The organism is Halostagnicola larsenii XH-48 (assembly GCF_000517625.1).
GTDB lineage: Archaea > Halobacteriota > Halobacteria > Halobacteriales > Natrialbaceae > Halostagnicola > Halostagnicola larsenii.
Genome location: NZ_CP007055.1, coordinates 1160516 through 1183157, shown reverse-complemented (window position 1 = coordinate 1183157; position 22642 = coordinate 1160516). Strand labels below are relative to the sequence as shown.

The following is a 22642-nucleotide window of genomic DNA, read 5'->3' as shown; positions in this document are numbered from 1 at the left end:
GGTTTGCCCGGCCGACCAACGATTTTACGACCGCAGACCCGAGTCAGTCAGCGAATGCTGTCTCGAGTATTCGATCGACGTCCGCGTATTCTGTGAGCAACGATTCCATCTCTTCGACGGTCTGTCGGCTTCGAGTCCGCCCGCTCTGAACGATATCTTCGGCGCGCTCGACGGTGGTGAGCGTGTCCGTCTGGACCGATAGTACCGGCAACCCTTGCTCGGTCGCCTGACCGAGAATGGCACCCGGCGGACGATGCCCGCCGGTCAGGACGAGACAGCGAACCCCCGGCGCCTCGAGAGCCGCGGTGTGGATCTCGGACCGATCACCGCCCGTGATGACGGCGGCGTTTTTCGTCCGGCGAAAGTGCGACAGTGCGCTTTCTGCACCCATCGCACCGACGGTGAATCGCTCTACGTACGAGTCGGAGTCGTCCCCGACGAGCGTCGTTGCGCCGAGTTCGTCGGCGAGTTCCTCGACGGTGACTCCCGCGAGCGTCTGCTCTCTCGGAAGGATTCCGTACGTCGAGATTCCCCGTCCATCGAGAAACGGCACGACATCCGTCTCGAGTTCGTCGTAGGCCGCCTCGGAAACGTTGTTGAAAACGACCCCCGCGAGGCGATCACCGAACGTTCTCGCCGCGGTCGTGATGCGGTCGAGGTCGCCGGGTGACTCGTAGGTGGCGACGAGGAGAACGCGAGCGTCGAGTAAGTCCGCGACGTCTGCATCCGTGAGATCGATGATGCCCCCAACATCGAGATTGCCGCCGCCTTCGACGAACAGTCGATCGCACTCGGAAGCGAGCGTTTCGTACGCTTCCTGGACTCGCTCACGGAGTTCGTCGGGCTCTTCTCGGCCGCGAATCACCTGTTCGATGAACGTCGGCGAGTAGACGATCGGCTCCATATCGTGGATTTCGGCCTCGAATCCGAGAAGTTCTCGAGCGAGAAACGGATCTTCGTCGAGAGTCTTCCCGACATTGCTCTCGAGGCGCGTCCCCCGCGGTTTCATGTATCCGACCGCACGGTCCGAATCGTCACTCTCGCGTGAGAGTCGGGCGAGCGCGATCGCGATCGCGGTCTTTCCGGTGCTCGCCTCGAGCGAACTGATGAGCACCGTCTCGGTGTCGGTTCGGTTGGTCGAGTCGCTAGCTGGGGTGGTGTCTGTGTCAGTCATAGTTTCTCCGTGTCCACGGTGACGACGAGGTCGATCGCCTGTGCGTTGGTCGGGCCCGCAACGAGCGGATTGATATCGAGTTCGAGGATCGCCGGGAAGTCGGTGACCAGTTGGGACAGGCGTTGGATCGCTTCTACGACCGCGTCGGTGTTCGCGGGCTCGCGGCCGCGAGCCCCGGCCAGAAGCGGTGACGCCTTCACGTCATCGATCATATCCCGCGCTTCGCTCTCTCCGATCGGCGCGACCCGGACCGACGTATCCTCGAGGATTTCGACGAAGATGCCGCCGAGTCCAAACAGCAGTAACGGTCCGAACTGCGGGTCGCGATTCACGCCGAGGATGGTTTCGGTCGAGTCGTCCAGATCGAGCATCTCCTGTACCTGGACGCCGAGAATCCCTGCGTCGGGCTGGTAGTTGCGCGCTCGCGCGATCAGATCCTCGTAGGCGTCGTACACTTCGGCGTCTGGAACGCCGACCTTGACTCCGCCGATATCCGATTTGTGTGCGATCTCCGGACTCGCGATTTTCATGACGACATCCCCGTCGATCGATTCTGCGAGTTCCCGCGCGTCCGCCGGATCGTCGACGACCGATCCGTTCGGGGTTGGTACCCCGTACGCCTCGAGCAGATCCATCGATTCGATGCCGAGTTGGTTTCCCGGACGCGATTTCGCGCGCTCGAGAATTTTACGGGCACGCTCGCGGTCGACGTCGAACGCCTCCGGTTCATCGCGCGTGCGCTCGCGAACGTCACGGTAACGAGCGAGGGCGTCGAGTCCCGAGACCGCTCGCGCCGGATCGAAGTAGTTCGGAATGCCGGACTCGCGAAGCGCCTCCTCTGCGGCTCTCGCTCGCTTCCCGCCCATCATCGAGGTGACGACGGGCTTACCGTGTCGTTCGCGCGTTTCGATTACGACCTCTGCGAGGTCGTCGTAGGTCAGAACGGCCGTCGGCGCGCTCACGACGACTGCGCTCCCGACGTTCGGGTCGGACAGGGCGGTGTCGAGGGCCTCGCCGAACCGGTCGACGTCCGCATCGCCGATGATGTCGATCGGATTATAGACGTTGGCCTCGTCTGGCATCGACTCGGATAACGCCGCGACGGTCTCCTCGGTAAGCGACGCCATCTCGAGCGTCGAGTCACCCACCGCGTCCGTCGTCAAAACGCCGGGGCCGCCCGCGTTCGTCACCACGGCCACGTCGCCGGACTCGGGGGCCGGAAGCCCCGAAAGCGCACGAGCGTAATCGAACAGTTCTTGAACGGACTGTGCGCGCAACACACCGGCCTGTTGGAGGCCCGTTTCGTACGCCCGTTCGCTCCCGGCGATAGCGCCAGTGTGCGAGGAGGCCGCGTGGGCCCCCGCGTCGGTCCGGCCGGATTTGACGAGGACGATCGGCGTTTCGTCGGTGACCGAACGGGCGACGCGGATGAACTCGTCTCCCGCCTCGATATCCTCGAGATAGCCGATGATGACGTCCGTCTCGGAATCGTCGCCCCACTCCCGGACGAAGTCCGTCTCCTCGAGCACGGACTTGTTCCCCAGCGAGACGACGTCGCGGAAGCCGATCTGCTGGTCGTTCGCCCAGTCGAGGACCGCGGTGATGAACGCCCCCGACTGGCTCATGAAGGATATCGATCCCTCGAGCGCGTGCTCCGGCCCGAACGTCGCGTTCATCCCGACGGGCGTCGACATGATCCCCAGACTGTTCGGACCGACGACGTTGAGGTCGTACTCTTCGGCGATTTCACGGAGTTCACGCTCGCGTTCTGCGCCTTCGCCACCGGTTTCTCCGAAGCCAGCCGTGATGACGACGACGTGTTCGGTTCCCGATTCGCCGATCTCTCGAAGCGTCTGGAGCACGACCGGCGGCGGGACGATGACGACCGCAAGATCGACCGAGGGGGCGCTCTCCACGTCCGGATAGCACTCGTATCCGAGAACGGTCTCGCGGTTCGGATTTATCGGGACGACCTCGCCCGCGAAGCCGCTCGAGAGGTTCTCGAGGATCGCCCGACCGACCGCACCCTTGCGGTCGGTCGCGCCGATGACGGCGACGGTCTCGGGTTCGAACAGCTCGGATAGCCTTCCCATCACGACACCGTTTCACGAGCAGTGTGTTAAACGTGTTCGACGTTCCCGGGTCGACGGAAGTCCGGTTAGTGCGTCGAAAGCGCCGAGACCGACCGGCTCGAGCCGAAAATAGCGACGAGGTAGATGACGATCGCGGCGACGACGATCGATCCGCCCGGCGGGAGACCCTGATTGATGGCGATGGCGTAGCCGCCGAGGACCGAAAGCTGTCCGAACAGGACGGAGAGGATAAGCGTCTCTTTGAAACTGTGTGCGACCTGCGAGGCGGCTGCAACGGGGATGACCAACATCGCGGCGACGAGGATGACCCCGAGAATTTGCATGGCGCCGACGACCACGACGGCGGTCATTACGATCAGGAGGGTGTTGTACCAGGTGACGTTGAGCCGGGCGACGCGGGCGGCCTGTTCGTCGAAGGTGATAAACAGCAGTTGTTTGTACGTCAGCGCGACGACGCTCACGATGAGGAGGCTCAACACCGCCATCAGCTGTGAGCCGCCGGTCGTCACGTAGGAGGCGCTTCCGAACAGGTACTCCTCGATATTTACGCCGGAGAGACCACGTCCGTAGCTAATCAGGAGCGTACCGACGGCGAAACTCCCGGTAAGCATGATTGCGATGGGTACGTCCCCGTAGGTGTTCGTCCGTGCCGTGAGCCACTGGACCCCGAGCGCGCCGAGCACGCCGACGACGAGGGCGACGGTCAGCAACGAGCCGTCCCAGCCGGTCGTTGCGCTGAACAACAGGCCGAAGGCGACGCCGGCAAAGGCCGTGTGCGCGAGCGTTTCTCCGATGAGCGCCATCTCCCGGTGGACCAGGTACGTTCCGACCAGCGGCGCGACGATTCCGATGAAGACCGCCGTCGCGATCGACCGCCACATGAACCCGTGACTGAAGACGTTCGTTCCCAGGTAGACGTCCATCCACATTCCGAAGAAGATAAACTGGTCGTACAGACCGCCCGCGATTCCGTAGCCACGGAGCCACTCGAGGCCGACGAACGCGAGCATGAGAACTGCCAACATCCCAGTCGCTCCGATTCCGACGAACTCAGCGGTACGTCTCAGATTCATCAGTGATGGTGGTGGACGACCTGTCCGGATGTGCCGTACGCCTCGGTCAGGGCGTCGCTTTCGACGAACGATTCGGTATCTCCGTGATGGTATAACTCCTGGTTGATACAGGCGATGTGATCCGCCCGGTCCGTGACGACGCCGATGTCGTGTTCGATCAACACGATCGTGATCCCCGACTCGTTCAAGGACTCGAGCAGGCGATAGAACTCGTCTCGAGATTCGGCGTCGACGCCGACCGTTGGTTCGTCGAGCGCGAGCAGGTCAGCCTCCGAGGCGAGCGCTCGAGCGATGAACGCCCGCTGGCGCTGTCCGCCCGAGAGTTGGTTGGCCCGCTGGTCGGCCAGGTCCGTGATCCCGACCGTTTCCATGGCGTCGTCGACGATTTCGCGATCCCTCTCGGTTAGCCTGGCGTGACCGGCGTGTGGGAACCGCCCCATCGTCACGACCTCGCGGACGGTCACTGGCATCGTTCCCCCGCGGCTGGTCGCCTGCTGGGAGACGTAGCCGATCCGTTCGCCGCGGTCGAATTCGGAAACCGGTTCGCCAAACAGTTCGATCGATCCCGAATCGGGGGCGTACAGTCCGAGCATGAGGTGCAACAGCGTCGTCTTTCCGGACCCGTTCGGCCCGATGAGTCCGAGAAAGTCCCCTTCCGAAATCGTGAGTGACACGTCTCGAACCGCGACGCTGTCCCCGTAGGCGAACGTGACGTTCTCGATATCGACGACAGGATTCACAGTACGCTCACTCCTTTCTCGGACGCGAGGTGGCTTATTTCTTCCATTTTCCGTCGACTTACTCCGACCCGAGCGCTCGTTCCAGCGAGGGAACGTTCACCGATTCCATCTGTTCGACCCACCCGTAGCCCGCGTCGTCCCACTCCTCGGTATTTCCCTCGAGCGGCGTCAGGGGCTCGGATTCGGTCGCGTCGGTTTCCTCGAGCAGTACGTCGACCATGTCGGGAACGTCCTCGCCAGGATCTTGTGTCTCGAAGGGGTCGTACAGGATCGTGTCGATATCGTGTTCCTCGACGAGGTCGATCATTTCGGAGATGTCCTCGCTGCTCTGGACGTCGTCGGGCGAAATCCCGGTCGGCGTATGGAGTTCGAATCCGTATCGGCGTTCGATGTACTGGTACGAATCGTGTCCGGCGAAGACGGCGACAGTGCGGTCTGCAGTTTCGGTGAGTTCGTGAAATCGCTCGTCGACGGCCCGCAGGTCCTCGATGTAGCTCGCCGCGTTTTCTTCGTACGTCTCGGCATTGTCGGGATCGGCCTCAGCGAGGCCTTCGGCGATCGTTTCGACGATGTCCTGTGCGATAACCGGATCGATCCAGACGTGCGGATCCGCGTTCTCCGGCGCGTCGGTTTCCTCGAGTTCCTCGACGACCGAGACGGTAGTCGGCTCCTCGCTGGTCTCCCAGACGACGTCCCCGTCGGCGACGAGTTCGAAGGCGACGTCCACCCGCGTCGTGTCGGTCCCGCCGAACACCACGTGGTCCCCTCGAGACTCGATTTCGAGGGCGTCGTCCTCGCCGTTCGCAAACGCGGCCTCGAGCTGAAACTGCGCGTCGCTTCCGAGCGGGAGAACCCGCCCCTCGCCGTCTTCGAGGACGGCAGTGATCGCAACTTCGTCGTCGAGCGGGACGTCCGGAACGCCGCCGTGCCAATGACCGTTGTGCCAGGACCCGACTTCCGCACCGGTGCGGTACTCGTAGAGGGTCGCGTTCGTGATGTCGACCTTCTCCGGGTCGAAATCGTGGTCCGCCGGTTCACTATCGATGTCGGTTCCGGTGTCCGTCCCGAGAAGGTGATTCTCGAGTCCGTCCATGCAATCGATTACGGTGATGCGGTCGTAATCCTGCTCGAACTCCCTGGCGTACTCCTGGGCCCATGCGAATTGCTCGGTGTCCAGATACACGAACACCCTCGAGTCTGCGATATCCCGCTGGAGGTCGCTGGGCGGCTCCCATCCGTGTCCCATCTGGCCCGTTTCGATGGCGTTCTCGATGTCCATCTCGTCCCCGGCGACCTGCTGGGTCCAGTCCCAGAGCGGAAAGAACGCGGCGTACCCTCCCTCAGAACTGCCCTGTTCCGGCTCGCTGAGACAGCCAGCACCCGCGGCGAGCGTGGCTGTGCCCACTCCCATCTGAAGGACGGAACGGCGTGAAAGGTTCATAGAAGTACGTTCGAGCGGACGAATAAAAGCGTTATTACTCAATAACTCATTGTTAATAACCCGTAGTACTCGAGAATCCTATCTTAGTAAGTAATCGAAAGCTACCAGCGGACGACGCGTCGGATCGAACGAGAGCACGAATCGATCACTTCACAACCACAAGACTGGCATCCACGACGTCTAAGCAGACCAATTTTCTGATCAGTGATCGTGTTCGTGGTCGCTCTCGTCGTCGTGTTCGTGAGTATCCCCGTCGTGTTCGTTGTTGCCCTCGTCGTCGTGTTCGTGATCATCCTCGCCGTGAGCAGTATCGGTTTCGGCGTCTCCGACCACGATCTCGAGGCCCGACGTTTCGTATACTACGTGTCCGTCGTTCCGGATCTGAAAGACGACCGTTGTGGAGCCGTCTCGTTCACCGTGGAGGTCGACGTGGTCGCCGTGGAAATCCTCATCAGGATCGCTTGCAACAACCCCCGTTTGTGCGTCGTCAGCCACTTCCACGCCAAGTGCGTACTCGTCGCCGAACTCGATGGCGTTCCCGCCTTCGTCTTCGGCGAACGCGCCGAGTGAGCGACTGTCGTCGTGGGGTACCTCGAGTGGACCACCGTGCCAGTGATCGCCGTGAATGGATGCGACGGCCGCGTCCCCGTCGCCCTGATCGAGGAGTTCGAACTCCGCGATCTCGAGGTCGTCGGGTTCTGTCGTCTCGTCTTCTTCGGTATCCTCCGCTTGTTCGGAGGTTTCCTCGTCGGTATCCTCAGATTCATCGTTATCGTCTCCGCCAAGACAGCCAGCGAGGCCGAACGTTGCGAGGGTTGCGGATGAAACGAGCACGGTCCGTCGGGCATGTGAACGTCGATTAGCAGACACTGTTATACACTGCCTTAATCTTGTGGCATCTTGGTAATAAGGGTACCTATTTTATTAATATGGGGTGTCTGGCAGATCTGCTGATAACGAATCACCAAATTCGGCCGTGAAACTGGGCTTCCGCTCGTTTGCTGAGAAATTGTATCCCTGTCGGGAGAACGCTACTCTAAGGACACCGAGACCTGCACGCCGTCCCGTCGCTGGTAAACGGGTTCTGGATCACGAGCGATGTCAAACACATCGAATCGAATGAGTATCCGGCCCGGTCCGACCGTCGCCCGACAGATCGGGCCTTGACTCGTCAGAACGACGTAGGGGGGCGCAGGCACCGGCGTCGCCGAAAGTTCGTATCCAGCCGATTCAACCGAATCGGCGAGAACGATAGGAAGTTGTTCGAGTATCCCTGCAGACTCGAGGGCCGAACGCATCGGTTGGACCACGCGCTTGCGGTCGGTTGTGTGGGTGCCGTCCCACGACTTCGAAACCATGTCGGCACAGTAGTCGATCCCGTCGACGATAGATTCGTGATCGCGCTGGATACAGCGCCGACACGCACGAACCGGATGTGACACGTCCTCCACTGTGACATCGAAACCCATAGCTGTCCCGACTTTCGAGCGCACAGATCTATACGGAACACTGCCGCTGGCAGTCCACCCTATCACTGAATTTCGCTTTGCGTTGCCGGATCAGATGACTAGAACGACGGACGCCAGCGCACCTCCAACCAAAAGCACGCCGCTGTAGGTAGCGACGCGGTTTTTGAACTGCTGACTCGAGGACGTTCTCGCCAGCAGCGCTTTGACGACGATGCTCGAGACCGTCGCCAGCAAAATCGCGATCGACGCTTCCGTCGGGCCGAGTTGGCCGCCTCGGTACAGGACGACGGCGGATGTCGTTGCGCCCGCGCTGGAAACGAGTCCGCTCGCGACGGCGGTGACGTAGAAGCCGAAGGTTCCGAACCACACCTCGGCGAGCGATCCGAACACGAGAACCGCGAAAAACACCACCCCGAACGCGAGCGCGTTTTTCATCGAAAACGGACTCACGAGATCGATCTCTACCGATTCTCTCCAGTCGGCGGAGATTGCCGCGACGATAAACGCGATGACGATCACCGCACCGAGCGGGACGAGCGCCTCGACGAGGATATCGACGCCACCGCCCATCGTAAACGCGAGGGCGATCGCCAGGTTTCGCACGGCCATCGCTGCGTCTGCGAGGATGATCGCCGCTACCGCATATGAGGCCGCCTCCGGACGCTGGTTGACGTGATCGAGCATCGTTCCGACGACGGCCGTCGAGGCCGCCAACCCGCCGAAAAACCCGGTGACGGCGATGCCGCGTCCGCCGTACGTCGAGACGATCGCGTAGTTGGCGATTCCGATTCCCGCCACGGCGACGACCATCAACCAGATCACCTGCGGTTCGATCGGGATATCGATCGAGCCGATAGTGAGGGTTTCCTCGGCCGGCAAGAGCGGATAAATGACGAACGCCAGAATCGCGAACTCGGTCGTCGAACGCATTTCCTCGCGAGACAGTCCCCAGGCGAACTCGTGGAGTTCCCGCTTGAGCACGAGCAACAGCGTGGAGAGAACGGCGACGGTGACGCCTTCGATGGCGAACCCGGCCGCGACTAACGACCCGACTCCGTAGGCGACGAGCATCGAAACGGACGTCGTCAGCGAAAGTCTGGCGTCGTCATCGTCGTCGTCCATGAGTCCCTTTACGGCGAGTAAGACACCCTGCACGATGACCAGCAAGCCGCCTAAGACGAGTATCCCCTCACCAATATCGGTCTCGAGAACGAGAATCGTGAAGACGGCTGCAAGCAGACTGATCAGCGAGAACGTCCTGATTCCGGCCGATCGTTTCGACCACTCGCGCTCGAGTCCGAGAAACAATCCGAGCGCGCCAGCGAGGGCAATTCGAACGACCGTTTCGTCGAGTGGCGCCTCGACGACCTGCAACGTGACTTCGTTCACTTCCCGGTATACTTCGTAGAACCAGATAAACAAATTGCTTACATTCACATTGACGTACGCGAACGTATCCGGTTTGGGGCGGCGATGTGCTCCGGTTTACGGTGTTGATGTGCTCTGCTTTGAGGCCGACGAAAAGCAGAGCACGCACCCGAATTCGAGAACGACCCGCGAAACGGCGATACTACTCACAGCCTTCCGCAGGCTGGAAACGGGAGGTATCCCGTCTTTAGAGGTCTACGTACTGTGTCTCCCACTCGCGCCGGGCCTCGAGTTCGCGCTGACCGCGTCGAGTGAGCGTGTAGAAATTCGTCCGCCTGTCTCGGCGTCCTTTTTCGACGAGTCCTTTGTCGACGAGGGTATCGAGGTTCGGGTACAGTCGTCCGTGATGAATCTCCTTTTCGTAGTACTGCTCGAGTTCCTCCTTGATGGCCAGTCCGTGCGGTTCCTCCTCGCCAGCGATGACGTAGAGTAGGTCACGCTGAAATCCTGTCAGGTCGTACATTGGGTAAGTACCGGTTGTACTTACTGTCGAAATTTAATAAACATGTCGGGTTGTTTCGATCAAACCGTCCGTTTTCCGAGTGCCGCACACGTAATGGATTCATCAGTACGTATTGTGCTGGTGAGGGGTTTACCGCGGTTTCACACATAACACGCAGTTCATGTTTAGCTTTCAGAGCATCTTGATGGATACAATTATCCCGGTCTCGAGCCAGAAGTTACTCGGCAGCGCAACGTCGAGATGAGGATACCACTCGCGTCGCTCTCGAAGAATCAACAGAGATGTCGTCCGTAAACAGGAAAGCAAACCGCGTGGCGGAAAAATGCCACGCGGTTGCTTGCCGCCCTGAATTGGTCCCCGCTGACGCTTCGGCCCTCCAAGCGAAGCGTCAACTGAAAAAATTGGCTCGGTATACTTAAAGGTACCGACAATGGATGACTGAGTAATATGTCAGTGGCGATTACCGGTAGTCGTCACATGTGTTCTTCCTCGAGTGCCCACCCCAACGCGCGCTTATAGTAGGTAAACATCTGTTCGACGCCGTCGTGGGTCATCTCGTCGCTCTCGAGTTGCTCCGTGAGGAATTCGTACTGCTCGCGGATCTCTTGTTCGTCTCGCATACGGGTTCGTACCCGTCGAAGACGGAAAAATGGCGCCGCTGGGCTCTCTCGTTATTCACGTTGGGTCCCGAGAACGGACGAACGCAGTCAGGACGGCAACGACAGGCGGTCGATGAAGCCTCGAGTCGGTGGACCTTTTGGTTTGCCGGCCGAACACAGCGGTATGAAAATTCGGGGCGAACGCGAGTGCACCGAGTGTGGGACCCGGTGGTCCTACTACGAAACGGGAAACGTTAGCTGCCCGCACTGTGGCACGCTCCGGAGCGTCGGTCTGGACGAGCGGACCGAACACACGGACCTACAGATCCAGTTCGATCTGACGCCGGTTCGAAACGCCGTTGCAGACAGTACCACGAGCGATCTCGCAGAACGCTGCCGGGAGCGTTCGCGCGAGTATATTCGCCAGCGAGGGTTCATCAAGGGTGGCGAACTCCGCGGGCTCGATACGACGTATCTCGCCGCCGCCGAATTACTGCACGTCGCCGACATCGTCTCCCGCGAACGGCAACTCGCGGACCGCGACGAGCTCTACTTCCTCTCGCTGCTCGAAACCGCAGACCAGGACGAGCGACCACCCGCATCGGACGTTCCCGACTCGCTTCGAGCCGCCCGCGGAATCGCCGTCGCCAATGCTATCCGAGACTACCGCCGCGATATCCGCACCTGGAGCGAGGAGCGAACGCTCACGACCGACCAACAGCGCGTTCTCGAGACGCTCGGTGACCACGTGACGAGGGTTCGAATGCTCGAGGGCGATATTCGACCGGAAACTGCCGAGACCCTGATTCGGGCGACGCGCGAACTCACGGCGGCCCTGCAGGGCGAGGAGGACGCTATCGAGCGTGCGAAACAACAGATCGAAGCGCTCGAGTTCGCATAACGCGGCTGTCGAACGTCCGCTCTGAGAACGAGGCCGAGCCGCTAGGGCAGGTCGACGTCGATTCCCTGCTGGGCGCTCGCCGCGTTGACCGTGTTGTGCAGGAGCATCGCGCGCGTCATCGGCCCAACCCCGCCCGGAACCGGCGTGATGGCACCGGCTTTCGATTTCGCGCTCTCGAAGTCGACGTCGCCGACGAGTTCGTACCCCTTCTCGTTGTCGGCGTCGACTCGAGAGATGCCGACGTCGATCACGACTGCGTCTTCGGCGAGCATCGACGCGTCGACGAGTTCGGTGACGCCGGAGGCGGCGATCACGATATCCGCCGATCGCGTCTTTTCCTCGAGGTCTTCCGTTCGGGAGTGACAGACCGTCACCGTCGCGTTGCCGCCGTCGGCTTTCTGCATGAGCAGGTTCGCCATCGGTTTCCCGACGATGTTCGACCGGCCGATGATGGTCACATCAGCGCCCTCCGTCTCGACGTCGTAGGCCTCGAGCAGCTTCTGGATCCCGTGTGGAGTACACGGTTTAAATCGGGGCTGACCGGCGACGAGTCGACCGACGTTTTCGGGGTGGAACGCGTCGGCGTCCTTGGCCGGATCGATGCGTCGAAGCACTTCCCTGTAGTCGATGTGATCCGGGACCGGCTCCTGGACGATGTAGCCGTGGACGGACGGATCGTCGTTGAGATCCTCGATTGCATCATACAGTTCGCTCGCGGGCGCGTCCCCGTCGATCTCGGCGTGGGTTCCATCGATTCCGACCTCCTCGCAGTCGCGCTGTTTCATGTTCACGTACGTCTGACTCGCGGGGTCGTCGCCCATCAGGACGGTCGCGAGCCCCGGTCGCCGCCCGGCGTCGGCGAGCGTTTCGATCGCGTCGGTCAGTCCATCGCGGATCTCGCTCGCAACGGCGTTTCCATCGATGATCTCGGTCATCACTCGAGTTGCCGTGAGCGAGCGTAATCAACGCTCGGGTTTGTGCCTATTTTCCCGCCCGTACGACCGGGTATATGCACGTTCGTGGCTATTATTGGCGGTCTGACGCTGTCTCGTCGTCGAACCATCCCCAGTGACCCTCCTCTGGTGGCCTGAACAACAATAGGGCGAGTCGGCTGAAAAGCCGCGTATCGGCGAGTGGCAGGCATGATAGCGCACCAAAAATTATAATAGGATTATAGTCAACCAGGTAACATACTCTACGAATGGGTGGCCCCAAATTGACGCGACGGAGAGCAGTCGTTTCAGGGTGCTTGTTGGTCGGTCTCAGTGGCTGTAACTCTCCTCTCGTCTCTATCGAAAACTCTCACTCACCCGGTGCCGACGGGTTCACCGCGGGAACAGTCCCAGCTGAAAGCGACCCACTTTTGCTGGTCTTTCCCGACGAACTACAACCCGATTCCGCCCCGACAGCACTTGCGGTGGGGATCCTCGAGACGCCGTCGTTTAGAGAATTACCCGCAGGATTCACCGATCTCGTTACCGGGTCGTCGCCGGAGAACGCTTCTACGATCGGAAAAGTAGCCGTGCTGGGATCGAACGCGGGTTCCGGGAGCGCTGGCGTCGTCTGGGCCGAGTGGTCGGACGACGAGCTCGTGGCGCTCCTCGAGCAATCCGGCCAAGACGCGACCGAAGCCGAGACGGCCGATGGACGGACTATCTACGAGGCCGGTGGCCGGAGCGCGGTGGTCCTCGGCGAACACGTCTTCGCCATTGGGACGGATGATCTCGTTCGCTCTGTCGTCGACGTTTGGCACGGCGATGGCGACCCCGTTTCGGACGCCGTGTTGGGACCGTTCGAACGCACCGCTCGAGATGCGCCGGTTCGGTTCGCGACGACCGGGCGCGCGTTCCACGATAGCTCGACGCCGCCGCAGAGGGCGGCATACGATCCCGTGACGAACACGTCGGTTTCGATCACCAGCGAAGATGGCGACGCGACCGTCGACATCGCATATCAGGTCGATTCAACTGACGCCGCAGAGTCGCTCGCCGACGCCCTACGCACAGACCTCGGCCTCGAGACTACAGCGGACGCGATCGACCCCGTTCTTCCGCGGGGGATCCGCAACGACTTGACAGTCGATCGAACGTCGACGGTCGTAACCGTTCGATACCGGGATACAGCCGAGACGGTAGCTGAGTACGGTGACGATATCCTCACGACGCTGGAAGCGATAACCGGGAAACAGTAGGCGACTACGAGCGATCGAACGAGCCGTTGCGAATTGGATACTCTACTCGTCTTCGTACAGCGGATTCTCCGCACACAGCGACTCGACTTCCTCGCGGACCTCCTCGAGGACGCTCTGATCGTCCGGGTTGTCGACGACGCGCGCGATCAGGTCGCCGACGGTTCGGCAGTCGTCCTCGTCGAAGCCGCGGGTGGTCAGCCCGGGCGTGCCGGCGCGGATGCCCGAGGGGTCGAACGGCGAGCGCGTCTCGCCGGGGACCGTGTTCCCGTTGAGGACGATGCCCGCGGCCTCGAGGGCCTCTTCGGCGGTACCACCGGAGGTATCGGGGTGGCTCTCGCGCAGGTCGACGAGCACGAGGTGGTTGTCCGTGCCGCCCGAGACCAGCGAGAAGCCGTTGTCGACGAGACTCTCGCCGAGCGCCTTCGCGTTGGCGACCGTCTGCTCGGCGTAGTCTTCGAACTCGGGCTCGAGCGCTTCCTTGAATCCGACGGCCTTGCCGGCGATGTTGTGCATGAGGGGACCGCCCTGTCCGCCGGGGAACACTGCCGAGTCGATGCCGTCTGCATACTCCTCGCTCGTCATGACGATGCCGCCGCGGCCGGAGCGGATCGTCTTGTGAGTCGAACCGGTCACGAAGTCGGCGATGCCGACCGGCGAGTCGTGAACGCCGGCGGCGACGAGGCCCGTGATGTGGGCGATATCCGCGAGGTGGTAGGCGTCGACCGCGTCGGCGGCCTCCTGAATGCGCTCCCACTCGATATCGCGAGGGTACGCGGAGTAGCCAGAAACGATGATATCGGGGTCGAACGCCTCGGCCTGTTCAGCCAGCCCCTCGTAGTCGAGGTAGCCGGTTTCGGGATTGACCTCGTACTGCTCGACGTCGTAGAGCTGACCGACGAAGTTCGCCGGGTGGCCGTGACTGAGGTGGCCGCCGTGGGTCAGATCGAGCGAGAGGATCTTGTCGCCGGGCTCGAGCATTGCAAAGTAGACGGCCTGGTTGGCCTGCGTGCCCGAGTGGGGCTGGACGTTGACGTGTTCGGCACCGAAGAGTTCCGTCGCGCGGTCGATGGCGTACTGCTCGACCTCGTCTGCATACTCACAACCACCGTAGTAGCGTTCGCCGGGATATCCTTCGGCGTACTTGTTCGTCAGGGCGCTGCCCTGTGCGTCGAGGACCGCTTTACTGACGTGGTTCTCGCTTGCGATCATCTGGAGCGTCGAGCGCTGCCGATCGACCTCGTTCTCGAGGGCGTCAGCGACGGCAGGATCGACTGCCCGGACGTGGTCGTGTTCCATAGTGAATTTCGTGACTGGACGCTCCATAAGTGTACCTTTCCTCGGCAAGTGCGGTCACTTCCGGGTCGACGCTACCACGGTAAAACCTACCAAATGATGAGATTCTGTTAGCTCGATACAACTAAATTAATCGAGGAGCATTCAACGAATTGATGCTACGGTGGGATGTCGTCAACGGTGGGCTTCGAGTCACCGACGCCGATAATGCGATGATCGTTATCGAAGGGCCGAACCTCGAGATCTCCGACTCGAGTCCGAACATCAATCGACCCGTCGACGAAACTGTCGTTGTCACGGCCGAACAGATACGCTGTCCGCACGCCGTCGTCTACGCATCCAATCTCGGAACGGGGGAGCAACACGAACTCGATCCTCAGGGCGAACCGCTCTCGCTCCCGGAGGGTGAATATCTCGTCGATATCGATACGCGGATCAAGACCTACCTCCGCTTTTCCGGTCGCGCCACGATTCATCGGACCGACGACATCGAAACGGTCGTCGTTTCGTTCCCGGAGCGGTCGCGTCTCGTTCTGGGCTTTCGGAGCCGTCACGAAATCCCGACCGAAACGATCACGATTCCAGAAACGCCGGACGGCCTCGCGAACGCGATTAGCCACCTCCACGTCTCCCAGAAAACGACCAGTCCAGATCGGTCCTATCCATCGCTTCGAGGACATCCACCCCGGGTCGAGACCGGACGAGCGCTCGAGATTCCGTCCACGCTCAGAGATGCTTCGACCGACTCGGGCATCACACTCACCGTCCCACCGGCGTACGAGGACCTGTTCGTCACCGCACCGCTTGCGTACTATCTGCACGCATCGGTCGAAACGAGTCGTCGAGGATCGCCTCGACTTTCTCTCAAGGACCCGGACTTAGAGTTGACACTTCCGTCGATGCCCGCCCTCGAGGGGGAAGTCGAGCGATTGCTTCGAAAGGTGTTCTTCCTCGATTGCCTGGTTCGGAACGCCGGCCCGTTCGGAACGTCGCTTTCGGAGTTGAGCGTGCTCGATGCACTCGACATCGATAGCGACCACCTCTACGACAGCACGATTCGAGAGCGACTCGCGACGTACCTCGAAATTCCGTACGAAACGATCGAGCATCGACTCCCCCACTGGCATCTCTCGACCTACGTCGATCCCGGCCCGGACACGGTCGAAACGTTGCCGTTCTTGCTCGATCGGATGAGCCTGATTTCGACGCCAAAGTGGTCCGAACTCGGCGAGCAGGAACTCGTCAAACGGTCGCTCGACGATTTCTATCGGAGCCGAGCCGCTGGCGCTCGACCCGGCGGCGGCCAGATTCCGTCGATCGATATTATCAAGCCCGAACTCGGGGGCGGGCGCGCTCACGGCTGGATCGCCGACGGCGTTCCGATCGACGTCTTCAAATCGACGCCCGAAGCGTACCAGAACCGACTTCGCTATCTCGAGCGGCGAAGCGACGCCTCGTCGATCGTCGTCGTGTTGAACGATCCCGAGATGGCGGGCGAACACGAGTCGGTCGCGAAAATCTATCGGGAACGAGCCGATTCGCTTCCGATCGAACTCTCCGTCGAAGAGTCGCTCACCACGGCGGAGCTCGCTCGCGTGTTCGAAGACGATCACGATTTCGTCCACTACATCGGCCACTGCGAAACCGACGGGCTGTGCTGTCCTGACGGGCCGTTGTCGACGGGTAGTATCGGTACCTGCAACACGCAGACGTTTTTCCTGAACGCGTGTGGCTCGTTTTACGAAGGAATGGATCTGGTCGAGAACGGAAGCGTCGCCGGCGCGGTGACGATTCAAAAGGTGCTGAACGACCACGCCGTCAAAGTCGGCTCGATGTTCGCGAAACTGCTCGTCCATGGATTCAGCATCGAGCGCGCGATGGATCTCGCTCGAAGACGGATCATGATGGGCAAAGACTACGCAGTTGTCGGCGACGGTACGCACTCGCTGTCACAGGGAGAACAACAGTATCCGACGACGGTAACCATCGACGCCGTCGACGACGACCAGTATCTCCTCTCGGTCGAGTGTTATTCGACTGGCGACAACGGATCGTACTATTTCCCGCACGCGGAATGCAACGACAACGCCTATTTATGCGGATCCCCGTCGAAACTCGTCTTGCCCGAGGAGGAACTGCCGTCGTTTCTCGAGGAAGCAAACGCTTCGGTAATCTACGACGGCGACGTATACTGGTCCGAACAACTGTCCGAAAAACTCTCAACAGCGCGTGACTAGGGGCCGCCGTAGGTACTCACTCGCTTGGCTCGCAAACTCGGCAGTCGGCGCGTCTGGAGAACGTCGGTAAATCGCTTGTTTCGCGTACGACCGGTACACCACAGATCATGTATAACGCCCATACGATTAGCAGTATCTCACTCTTGTATATAGTTATTACCATTACTTTCTTCGCCCAGAACCAGTTCCTTCGATGACCAGTCGACTACATCTCGTTCTAAAACTGACCTATTCGAGAGTTCGATGCGGCCAAAACGGTCAAGTCGGCCCACCCAAATGTCTCCGGCGAACGATTACCCACCGCCGACCGAGCGAGGTCGAACAGGCGAATCGTTCCTCATTTAACACTAATTCGAGTAGAACGAATGCCTGACCGATAAAAATTACCAATATACGGTTGAGAGTGTAACTTATCCTGTGCGAACGGCCAACAAAATTAAGTATATCCCAGGCTTTTACTTCGGTACACAGATGGCCTCGAATTTACTCAATCATCAGATTGACGATATCCTCAGAACAGTTCTAGAGGATGCAAGTGGAGACGTTTATATGGTGAACCCGTCGCGAGATGCGATCGAAGAGTTCGTTTCGGTTGCGACCGATTTCGACGGGTCGTTGCCGACGGTGCAGATGCTCGCCAACGAACAGACGCTGAAGGAAGTGATGGGCGACTTCATTATCGCATCGAACGCGGCCGATCTCATCAGCGACGATGCGCTCGAACTTCGGACGCTCGGCGAGACGCCGGAAAACTCGCTCTGTCTCACCGAAGACCGCGTCATCGCACTCGTTCACGCCGGTGACCGCGTTGGAGGTCTCGTCACCGACGATGACGAGTTCGTCGAGGACACCTTCGCATCCTACGAAACCCGGTGGGAGAACGCTGATGTGTTCAAGCTTCGAACACCGCCGATCAGCGACGTTCGCGAGACGCTTTCCGACGAGATCAGTCCCGATGCTGAGGCGGACTTCACCGCGATTCTCAACTCCCTCGAGACGGCTCGTGGCGACGGGGAGGGTCTCGACGAGGTGACGATTTCGCTGGTCGTCGCGGCCAAAAACGAAGCGCTGCTGTACGACATCAGCAAGTGGGGCGAAGACGTCGGGATCGCGTCGAAAGCGACCTTCTCCCGGACGAAAACGAAACTCGAGGATATGGGCCTCATCGACACCGAAAAGGTCCCGATCGACGTCGGCCGACCGCGGCTTCGACTCAAGATCGGGGACGACCGGCTCCGAGAGGCGGATAACGGCCAGATCGCGACCGTCACCCAATCGATTCTCAACTGACGTACTCGGTCAACGCGGCGCGGGCTGTCGTCTCTCGTTTCGTTCTGTTTTCTTCTTCCGATTATCCTCTTTACGCCGGACGCAGACGTAAACCCCAAGTCATCACCCTGTGAGGTCTCGAGTATGTACGAGGGCGTCCACGCGCGACCTGACGGCCGGAGCACCGTCGCTCGACTCGCCAAGACGGCCGCCGAGTACGGGTTCGAGGGCGTGGTCGTCCGGAGTCACGACGACTCGAGCGGGGAGTACGACGCCGAACGGATCGGCGAAGAGTACGATGTGGATGTCGTCAACGGTGTCGAAATACGGGCGGATTCACCCGAGCAGGCAAGCGGGTCGGTCGGCAACTATCGCCCGTCACACACGGTTCTCGCGATCCACGGCGGAACCAACGAGATGAATCGCTTCGCCGTCGAAAACGAGAAGGTCGACGTGCTCGCACACCCGATGCGAGGCGGCGGCGATGTCAATCACGTACTCGTCAAAGCCGCCGCCGAAAACGGCGTCAGGCTCGAGTTCAACCTCGGCGACGTTCTCCGAGAGAGCGGCGGGCAGCGCGTTCGAACCATCCAGTCACTTCGAAAACTCAGGGAAATCGTCAGCTACTACGACGCACCCTACGTCGTCAGCGCTGATCCGCGATCGCACCTCGAGGTCCGCGCCCCGCGCGAGCTCACGGCGCTCGGGGAGCAACTCGGCGCGTCGGCGGCCTGGATCGAACGCGGGCTCGAGGAGTGGCGGGAACTCGCCGAGCGCAATCGAGCGATCCAGTCCGATTCGTTCATTGAGCCGGGAGTCAAACGAACGAACCATGAAAAAGAGCATTGACGAACACGCGGCTCGGTTCGACGAGAAGGCGAGCGAGTACGACGATTCGAAGTCCCCGGAGTACCGCGCGTGTGCGGATCTCGTTATCGATCACGCCGACCCCGGTTCCGACGATATCGTTCTCGACCTCGCGACCGGAACGGGCGCGATAGCGCTCGCACTCGCCCCTCACGCAGAGCGCGTCGTCGGCCGAGATATCAGCGAGGGAATGCTCGAGCAGGCGCGTGCGAAAGCCGACGAACAGGGGCTCGAAAACGTCTCGTTCGACCAGGGGTCCTTCCGCGAGCCGGCATACAGCGGTCAAGTCGACATCGTCACCTCGAATTTCGCGATGCACCACCTCGCTGACGCGGAAAAACGGGAGGCGATCGACGTTGTGGCGAAGCTAGAACCGCGGCTGTTCGTTCTCGGTGACGTCATGTTCTTCGACGAACCCGATCCCGACGAGCCGTTTTACTCGCCCGAGGTCGACGACCCGGCGACCGTCGGCACGCTCGCCGACGCGTTTACGGACGCAGGATTCTCGCTAACCGCGGTCGAGCGGATCCACGGGCAGGTCGGCGTTCTGGTCGCCGAACGTTCCGGTTTGGACGACGGAGGAGTAGCGAACGGCGGATGAAGCACCTACCGAAACATCTCCGCCCGCGATGGCGATATCTCGCGGTCGAACTCGAGTCCTGGCCCGACGCGACGATCGATCGGCGAGCCTTCCAGCGAGAACTCTGGTACGCGGGCCAGAATTTACTCGGCGATCCGGGGAGTGCTGACGCCGATCTGTCGGTCGTCAGGTTCGAGTTCGACGGCGGCGTCGGGGAGACGATCATCAGAGTTCGCCACGGAGAGACACAACCGGCGAGAGCGGCACTCGCCTGTATCGACCGTATCGATGGGTCTCCTGTCGGGATTCGCGTCACAGGGATCAGTGGCACGATCCGTGCCGCTGAAGAAAAGTTTTTAGGTAAACGCGGGCAAGTCCCGGCAGAGAGAAACGTCGTGTTTGAGAACGCTGAGCGAGTCGCGGTCGGACGAAACGGATCCGCGGACATCCGACTCGACGACGCGTTCGTCGGCGCGACAGACCTCGATTTAGTGTGATACTATGCAGGGACAAGCCCAACAGCAGGCGTACGACCGAGGCATCACGATCTTCTCGCCCGACGGCCGACTCTACCAGGTCGAGTACGCCCGCGAGGCGGTCAAACGTGGAACGGCGAGTATCGGCATTCGAACTGAAAACGGCGTCGTTCTCGCAGTCGACAAGCGGATCCCGTCCCCGCTGCTCGAGGACTCGAGCGTCGAAAAGATCCACAAAGCGGACGATCATATCGGCATCGCGAGCGCAGGTCACGTCGCCGACGCGCGACAGCTAATCGACTTCGCCCGTCGCCAGGCACAGGTCAACCACCTGCGCTACGGCGAGCCGGTCGGCGTCGAAACGCTGACCAAAAACGTCACCGATCACATCCAGCAGTACACCCAGGTCGGCGGCGCACGTCCCTTCGGCGTGGCGCTCATCGTCGGCGGTATCGAGAACGGCGAACCGCGCCTGTTCGAAACGGATCCCTCCGGCACGCCTTACGAGTGGAAGGCGCTCGCGGTCGGTGCGGATCGGGGCGAACTCCAGAACTACCTCGAAGAGAACTACGACGCCGAAGCGGACCTCGACGGCGGCATCTCGCTGGCGCTCGACGCGCTCGCATCGGTCAACGACGGCGGACTCCTGCCGTCTGAGGTCGGTCTCGCGACCGTCGACGCCGAAACGGAGTCGTTCGAACAGTTCGATCTCGATCAGATCGAAACCCACCTCGAGGAAAACGACCTCCTCGGTGAGGAAGACACCGACGAAGACGACGAATAACGCAGCCGCCGATTTCGTTTTCGCGCGACGCACCGCTATCCCGTCAGTTGAACGAGAGAGTGGTGTCGGAATCGTATTCCAGCCTCGAGAGCTCCGCCTCCGAAATCGGCGGACACGGAAACGCCGTCGCCGACAAAAGCTCTTTTACTCGGCCGGAGGTAAGCACTGGTATGATATCACTCGACGAGGCGGTGACGGCGCGACTCGAGTCACACGGGGCGCGATTCGAAGTGTTAGTCGACCCCGACGCGGCACTCGAGATCAAACGCGGCGAGTTCGACGACGAACTGGAGGACTACATCGCCGCAGAGGACGTATTCGAGGACGCCTCGAGCGGTGACCGACCCGCCGAAAGCGACCTCGAAAAAGTGTTCGAGACGACGGACCCGCTCGAGATCATTCCGGAAGTGATCGAAAAGGGCGAGATTCAGATCACGGCCGAGCAGCGCCGTGAGATGCAAGAACAGAAACGCAAACAGCTCATCACCACGATCACGCGCAACGCCATCAACCCGCAGATGGACGACGCGCCGCATCCGCCAGAACGGATCGAAAGCGCACTCGAGGAAGCCGGATTTACCGTCGATCCGATGGAACCGGTGAGCGAACAGGTCGACGACGCGCTCGATGCGCTGCGTCCCGTGATTCCGATCCGGTTCGAGGAAGTCTCGATCGCCGTCCAGATTCCGCCGGAGCACGCTGGCAGCGCCCAGGCGAAGATTCGCCAGTACGGCGATCTCGAGAGCGAGGAGTGGCAACCTGACGGCTCGTGGATCGGCGTCGTAACGTTCCCCGCCGGCCTCCAGAACGATTTCTACGACGTCGTCAACGAGAACACGAGCGGCGAAGCGGAAACGCAGGTCGTCAAGGACAAAGACGACCTCAGGACCCGGTAGCGGGTTGCGTACAACTAGTTTCCGTCCTGTCGCGATCGATTATGCACGGTAGTAGCCGAGCAGAAAACCGCTCGCGAATCCGACGCCCACGGTGGTAGTCGAGACGACCGATTCGAGCCACCCCGCCCCCTGCTTTGCCTGTTGTTGTGTCTCGAGCAAGCCGGCACTGAGTCGGTCCCAGTCGACGGCCACGATACCGTTCGACTCGAGGTATCGAAAGACCATGAGTTGGACGCCGATGATGACCGCGACGGTTTTCGCGACGGTCTTTACCGCAAAGCCGATCAGCCCGCCGAGAATCGCACTCGCAGCGAACTCGAACCCCATCGACGTCGGATCGATCTCCACCATTGGTCGACCGAAGGAGACCGATCACGAAATCCGTTGTGGTACATGACATTCGATATTCGACGACAGTAAGCGCGTTTGCGCTACGAGTGTCGGCACGCTGTGGATGACGACCGAATGACACGATTCGGAACAACTGAATGAAGTATTCAACGACAATACGTTCGACAGCGCTACCGCTGCTCGTGACGGTGGGCGGACGCCACGGGATTCAAGGCGGTTGGACACGTAGGTCTGTATATGACTCTCACAGCGTCAACCGGGGTGACCAACGGGCATCTCTAGCGTGTCCGAGCGCCACTCGCGGTGGACGAACGCTC

Annotated in this window: 22 protein-coding genes; 9 read left to right on the top strand and 13 right to left on the bottom strand. The window is 60.8% G+C overall.

The features are described from left to right. Window positions 1–43 precede the first annotated feature (43 nt). From HALLA_RS05930 to HALLA_RS20980, 10 genes are all read right to left on the bottom strand, one after another. The gene (locus tag HALLA_RS05930; RefSeq protein WP_049952521.1) at window positions 44–1174 is read right to left on the bottom strand and encodes a phosphotransacetylase family protein; all 1131 of its coding nucleotides are present in this window, start codon (window positions 1172–1174) and stop codon (window positions 44–46) included. Beyond that, window positions 1171–3267 carry an acetate--CoA ligase family protein gene (locus tag HALLA_RS05925; protein ID WP_049952520.1) on the bottom strand — a complete coding sequence of 699 codons (2097 nt, stop codon included), beginning with the start codon at window positions 3265–3267 and terminating at the stop codon, window positions 1171–1173. Before HALLA_RS05925 ends, HALLA_RS05930 begins: the two co-directional genes overlap by 4 nt. 65 nt (window positions 3268–3332) lie before the next feature. Further along, window positions 3333–4340, bottom strand: coding sequence for a metal ABC transporter permease (locus HALLA_RS05920; protein ID WP_049952519.1), 1008 nt, complete (start codon window positions 4338–4340; stop codon window positions 3333–3335). Continuing rightward, the gene (locus tag HALLA_RS05915) at window positions 4340–5080 is read right to left on the bottom strand and encodes a metal ABC transporter ATP-binding protein (RefSeq protein WP_049952518.1); all 741 of its coding nucleotides are present in this window, start codon (window positions 5078–5080) and stop codon (window positions 4340–4342) included. Before HALLA_RS05915 ends, HALLA_RS05920 begins: the two co-directional genes overlap by 1 nt. A 58-nt stretch (window positions 5081–5138) precedes the next feature. Continuing rightward, window positions 5139–6521, bottom strand: a complete 1383-nt coding sequence (locus tag HALLA_RS05910; protein ID WP_049952517.1) for a metal ABC transporter solute-binding protein, Zn/Mn family — start codon at window positions 6519–6521, stop codon at window positions 5139–5141. Window positions 6522–6722: 201 nt separating this feature from the next. After that, window positions 6723–7355: a hypothetical protein gene (locus HALLA_RS05905; RefSeq protein WP_049952516.1), complete on the bottom strand. Its 633-nt coding sequence runs from the start codon at window positions 7353–7355 to the stop codon at window positions 6723–6725. A gap of 197 nt (window positions 7356–7552) precedes the next feature. After that, on the bottom strand, window positions 7553–7963 hold the full coding sequence (locus tag HALLA_RS05900; RefSeq protein ID WP_049954013.1) for a hypothetical protein: 411 nt from the start codon (window positions 7961–7963) through the stop codon (window positions 7553–7555). A gap of 117 nt (window positions 7964–8080) precedes the next feature. Next, window positions 8081–9379 carry an MgtC/SapB family protein gene (locus tag HALLA_RS05895; RefSeq protein ID WP_049954012.1) on the bottom strand — a complete coding sequence of 433 codons (1299 nt, stop codon included), beginning with the start codon at window positions 9377–9379 and terminating at the stop codon, window positions 8081–8083. 226 nt (window positions 9380–9605) lie between these two features. Next, a complete protein-coding gene (locus HALLA_RS05890) occupies window positions 9606–9881 on the bottom strand; it encodes a PadR family transcriptional regulator (protein ID WP_049952515.1) in 276 nt (91 codons plus the stop codon). 473 nt (window positions 9882–10354) lie between these two features. Further along, window positions 10355–10501, bottom strand: a complete 147-nt coding sequence (locus HALLA_RS20980; protein WP_169732116.1) for a hypothetical protein — start codon at window positions 10499–10501, stop codon at window positions 10355–10357. 163 nt (window positions 10502–10664) lie between these two features. On the opposite strand from HALLA_RS20980, the gene HALLA_RS05885 reads away from it, so the two are divergent. Then, complete coding sequence (locus tag HALLA_RS05885; protein WP_049952514.1) at window positions 10665–11381, top strand: DUF7117 family protein; 717 nt, start codon at window positions 10665–10667, stop codon at window positions 11379–11381. A 41-nt stretch (window positions 11382–11422) separates the two neighbouring features. Here the strand turns inward: HALLA_RS05885 and HALLA_RS05880 are convergent, their stop codons facing one another. After that, on the bottom strand, window positions 11423–12316 hold the full coding sequence (locus HALLA_RS05880) for a bifunctional methylenetetrahydrofolate dehydrogenase/methenyltetrahydrofolate cyclohydrolase (protein ID WP_049952513.1): 894 nt from the start codon (window positions 12314–12316) through the stop codon (window positions 11423–11425). A 266-nt stretch (window positions 12317–12582) separates the two neighbouring features. Between HALLA_RS05880 and HALLA_RS05875 the strand changes: the two genes are divergently transcribed. Next, entirely contained in the window at window positions 12583–13572 is a 990-nt protein-coding gene (locus HALLA_RS05875; RefSeq protein WP_157231332.1) for a hypothetical protein, read from the top strand. A gap of 42 nt (window positions 13573–13614) precedes the next feature. Here the strand turns inward: HALLA_RS05875 and glyA are convergent, their stop codons facing one another. After that, window positions 13615–14868 (bottom strand): serine hydroxymethyltransferase, encoded by a 1254-nt coding sequence (gene glyA, locus HALLA_RS05870; protein ID WP_049952511.1) that lies wholly within the window; start codon window positions 14866–14868, stop codon window positions 13615–13617. 152 nt (window positions 14869–15020) lie between these two features. Between glyA and HALLA_RS05865 the strand changes: the two genes are divergently transcribed. From HALLA_RS05865 to HALLA_RS05835, 7 genes are all read left to right on the top strand, one after another. Then, on the top strand, window positions 15021–17102 hold the full coding sequence (locus tag HALLA_RS05865; RefSeq protein WP_049952510.1) for a hypothetical protein: 2082 nt from the start codon (window positions 15021–15023) through the stop codon (window positions 17100–17102). 471 nt (window positions 17103–17573) lie between these two features. Then, window positions 17574–18392 carry a transcriptional regulator TbsP gene (tbsP, locus tag HALLA_RS05860; RefSeq protein WP_049952509.1) on the top strand — a complete coding sequence of 273 codons (819 nt, stop codon included), beginning with the start codon at window positions 17574–17576 and terminating at the stop codon, window positions 18390–18392. Window positions 18393–18515: 123 nt separating this feature from the next. Beyond that, window positions 18516–19220, top strand: coding sequence for an RNase P subunit p30 family protein (locus HALLA_RS05855; RefSeq protein WP_049952508.1), 705 nt, complete (start codon window positions 18516–18518; stop codon window positions 19218–19220). Next, the gene (locus HALLA_RS05850; protein WP_049952507.1) at window positions 19204–19839 is read left to right on the top strand and encodes a class I SAM-dependent methyltransferase; all 636 of its coding nucleotides are present in this window, start codon (window positions 19204–19206) and stop codon (window positions 19837–19839) included. Before HALLA_RS05855 ends, HALLA_RS05850 begins: the two co-directional genes overlap by 17 nt. Further along, complete coding sequence (locus HALLA_RS05845; RefSeq protein ID WP_049952506.1) at window positions 19836–20315, top strand: Rpp14/Pop5 family protein; 480 nt, start codon at window positions 19836–19838, stop codon at window positions 20313–20315. The genes HALLA_RS05850 and HALLA_RS05845 overlap by 4 nt, the downstream gene beginning before the upstream one ends. Before the next feature lie 4 nt (window positions 20316–20319). After that, window positions 20320–21078, top strand: a complete 759-nt coding sequence (gene psmA, locus HALLA_RS05840; RefSeq protein ID WP_049952505.1) for an archaeal proteasome endopeptidase complex subunit alpha — start codon at window positions 20320–20322, stop codon at window positions 21076–21078. Window positions 21079–21248: 170 nt separating this feature from the next. After that, complete coding sequence (locus HALLA_RS05835) at window positions 21249–21974, top strand: ribosome assembly factor SBDS (protein ID WP_049954011.1); 726 nt, start codon at window positions 21249–21251, stop codon at window positions 21972–21974. A 39-nt stretch (window positions 21975–22013) separates the two neighbouring features. Here the strand turns inward: HALLA_RS05835 and HALLA_RS05830 are convergent, their stop codons facing one another. After that, window positions 22014–22325, bottom strand: a complete 312-nt coding sequence (locus tag HALLA_RS05830; RefSeq protein ID WP_049952504.1) for an FUN14 domain-containing protein — start codon at window positions 22323–22325, stop codon at window positions 22014–22016. Window positions 22326–22642: the final 317 nt, after the last annotated feature.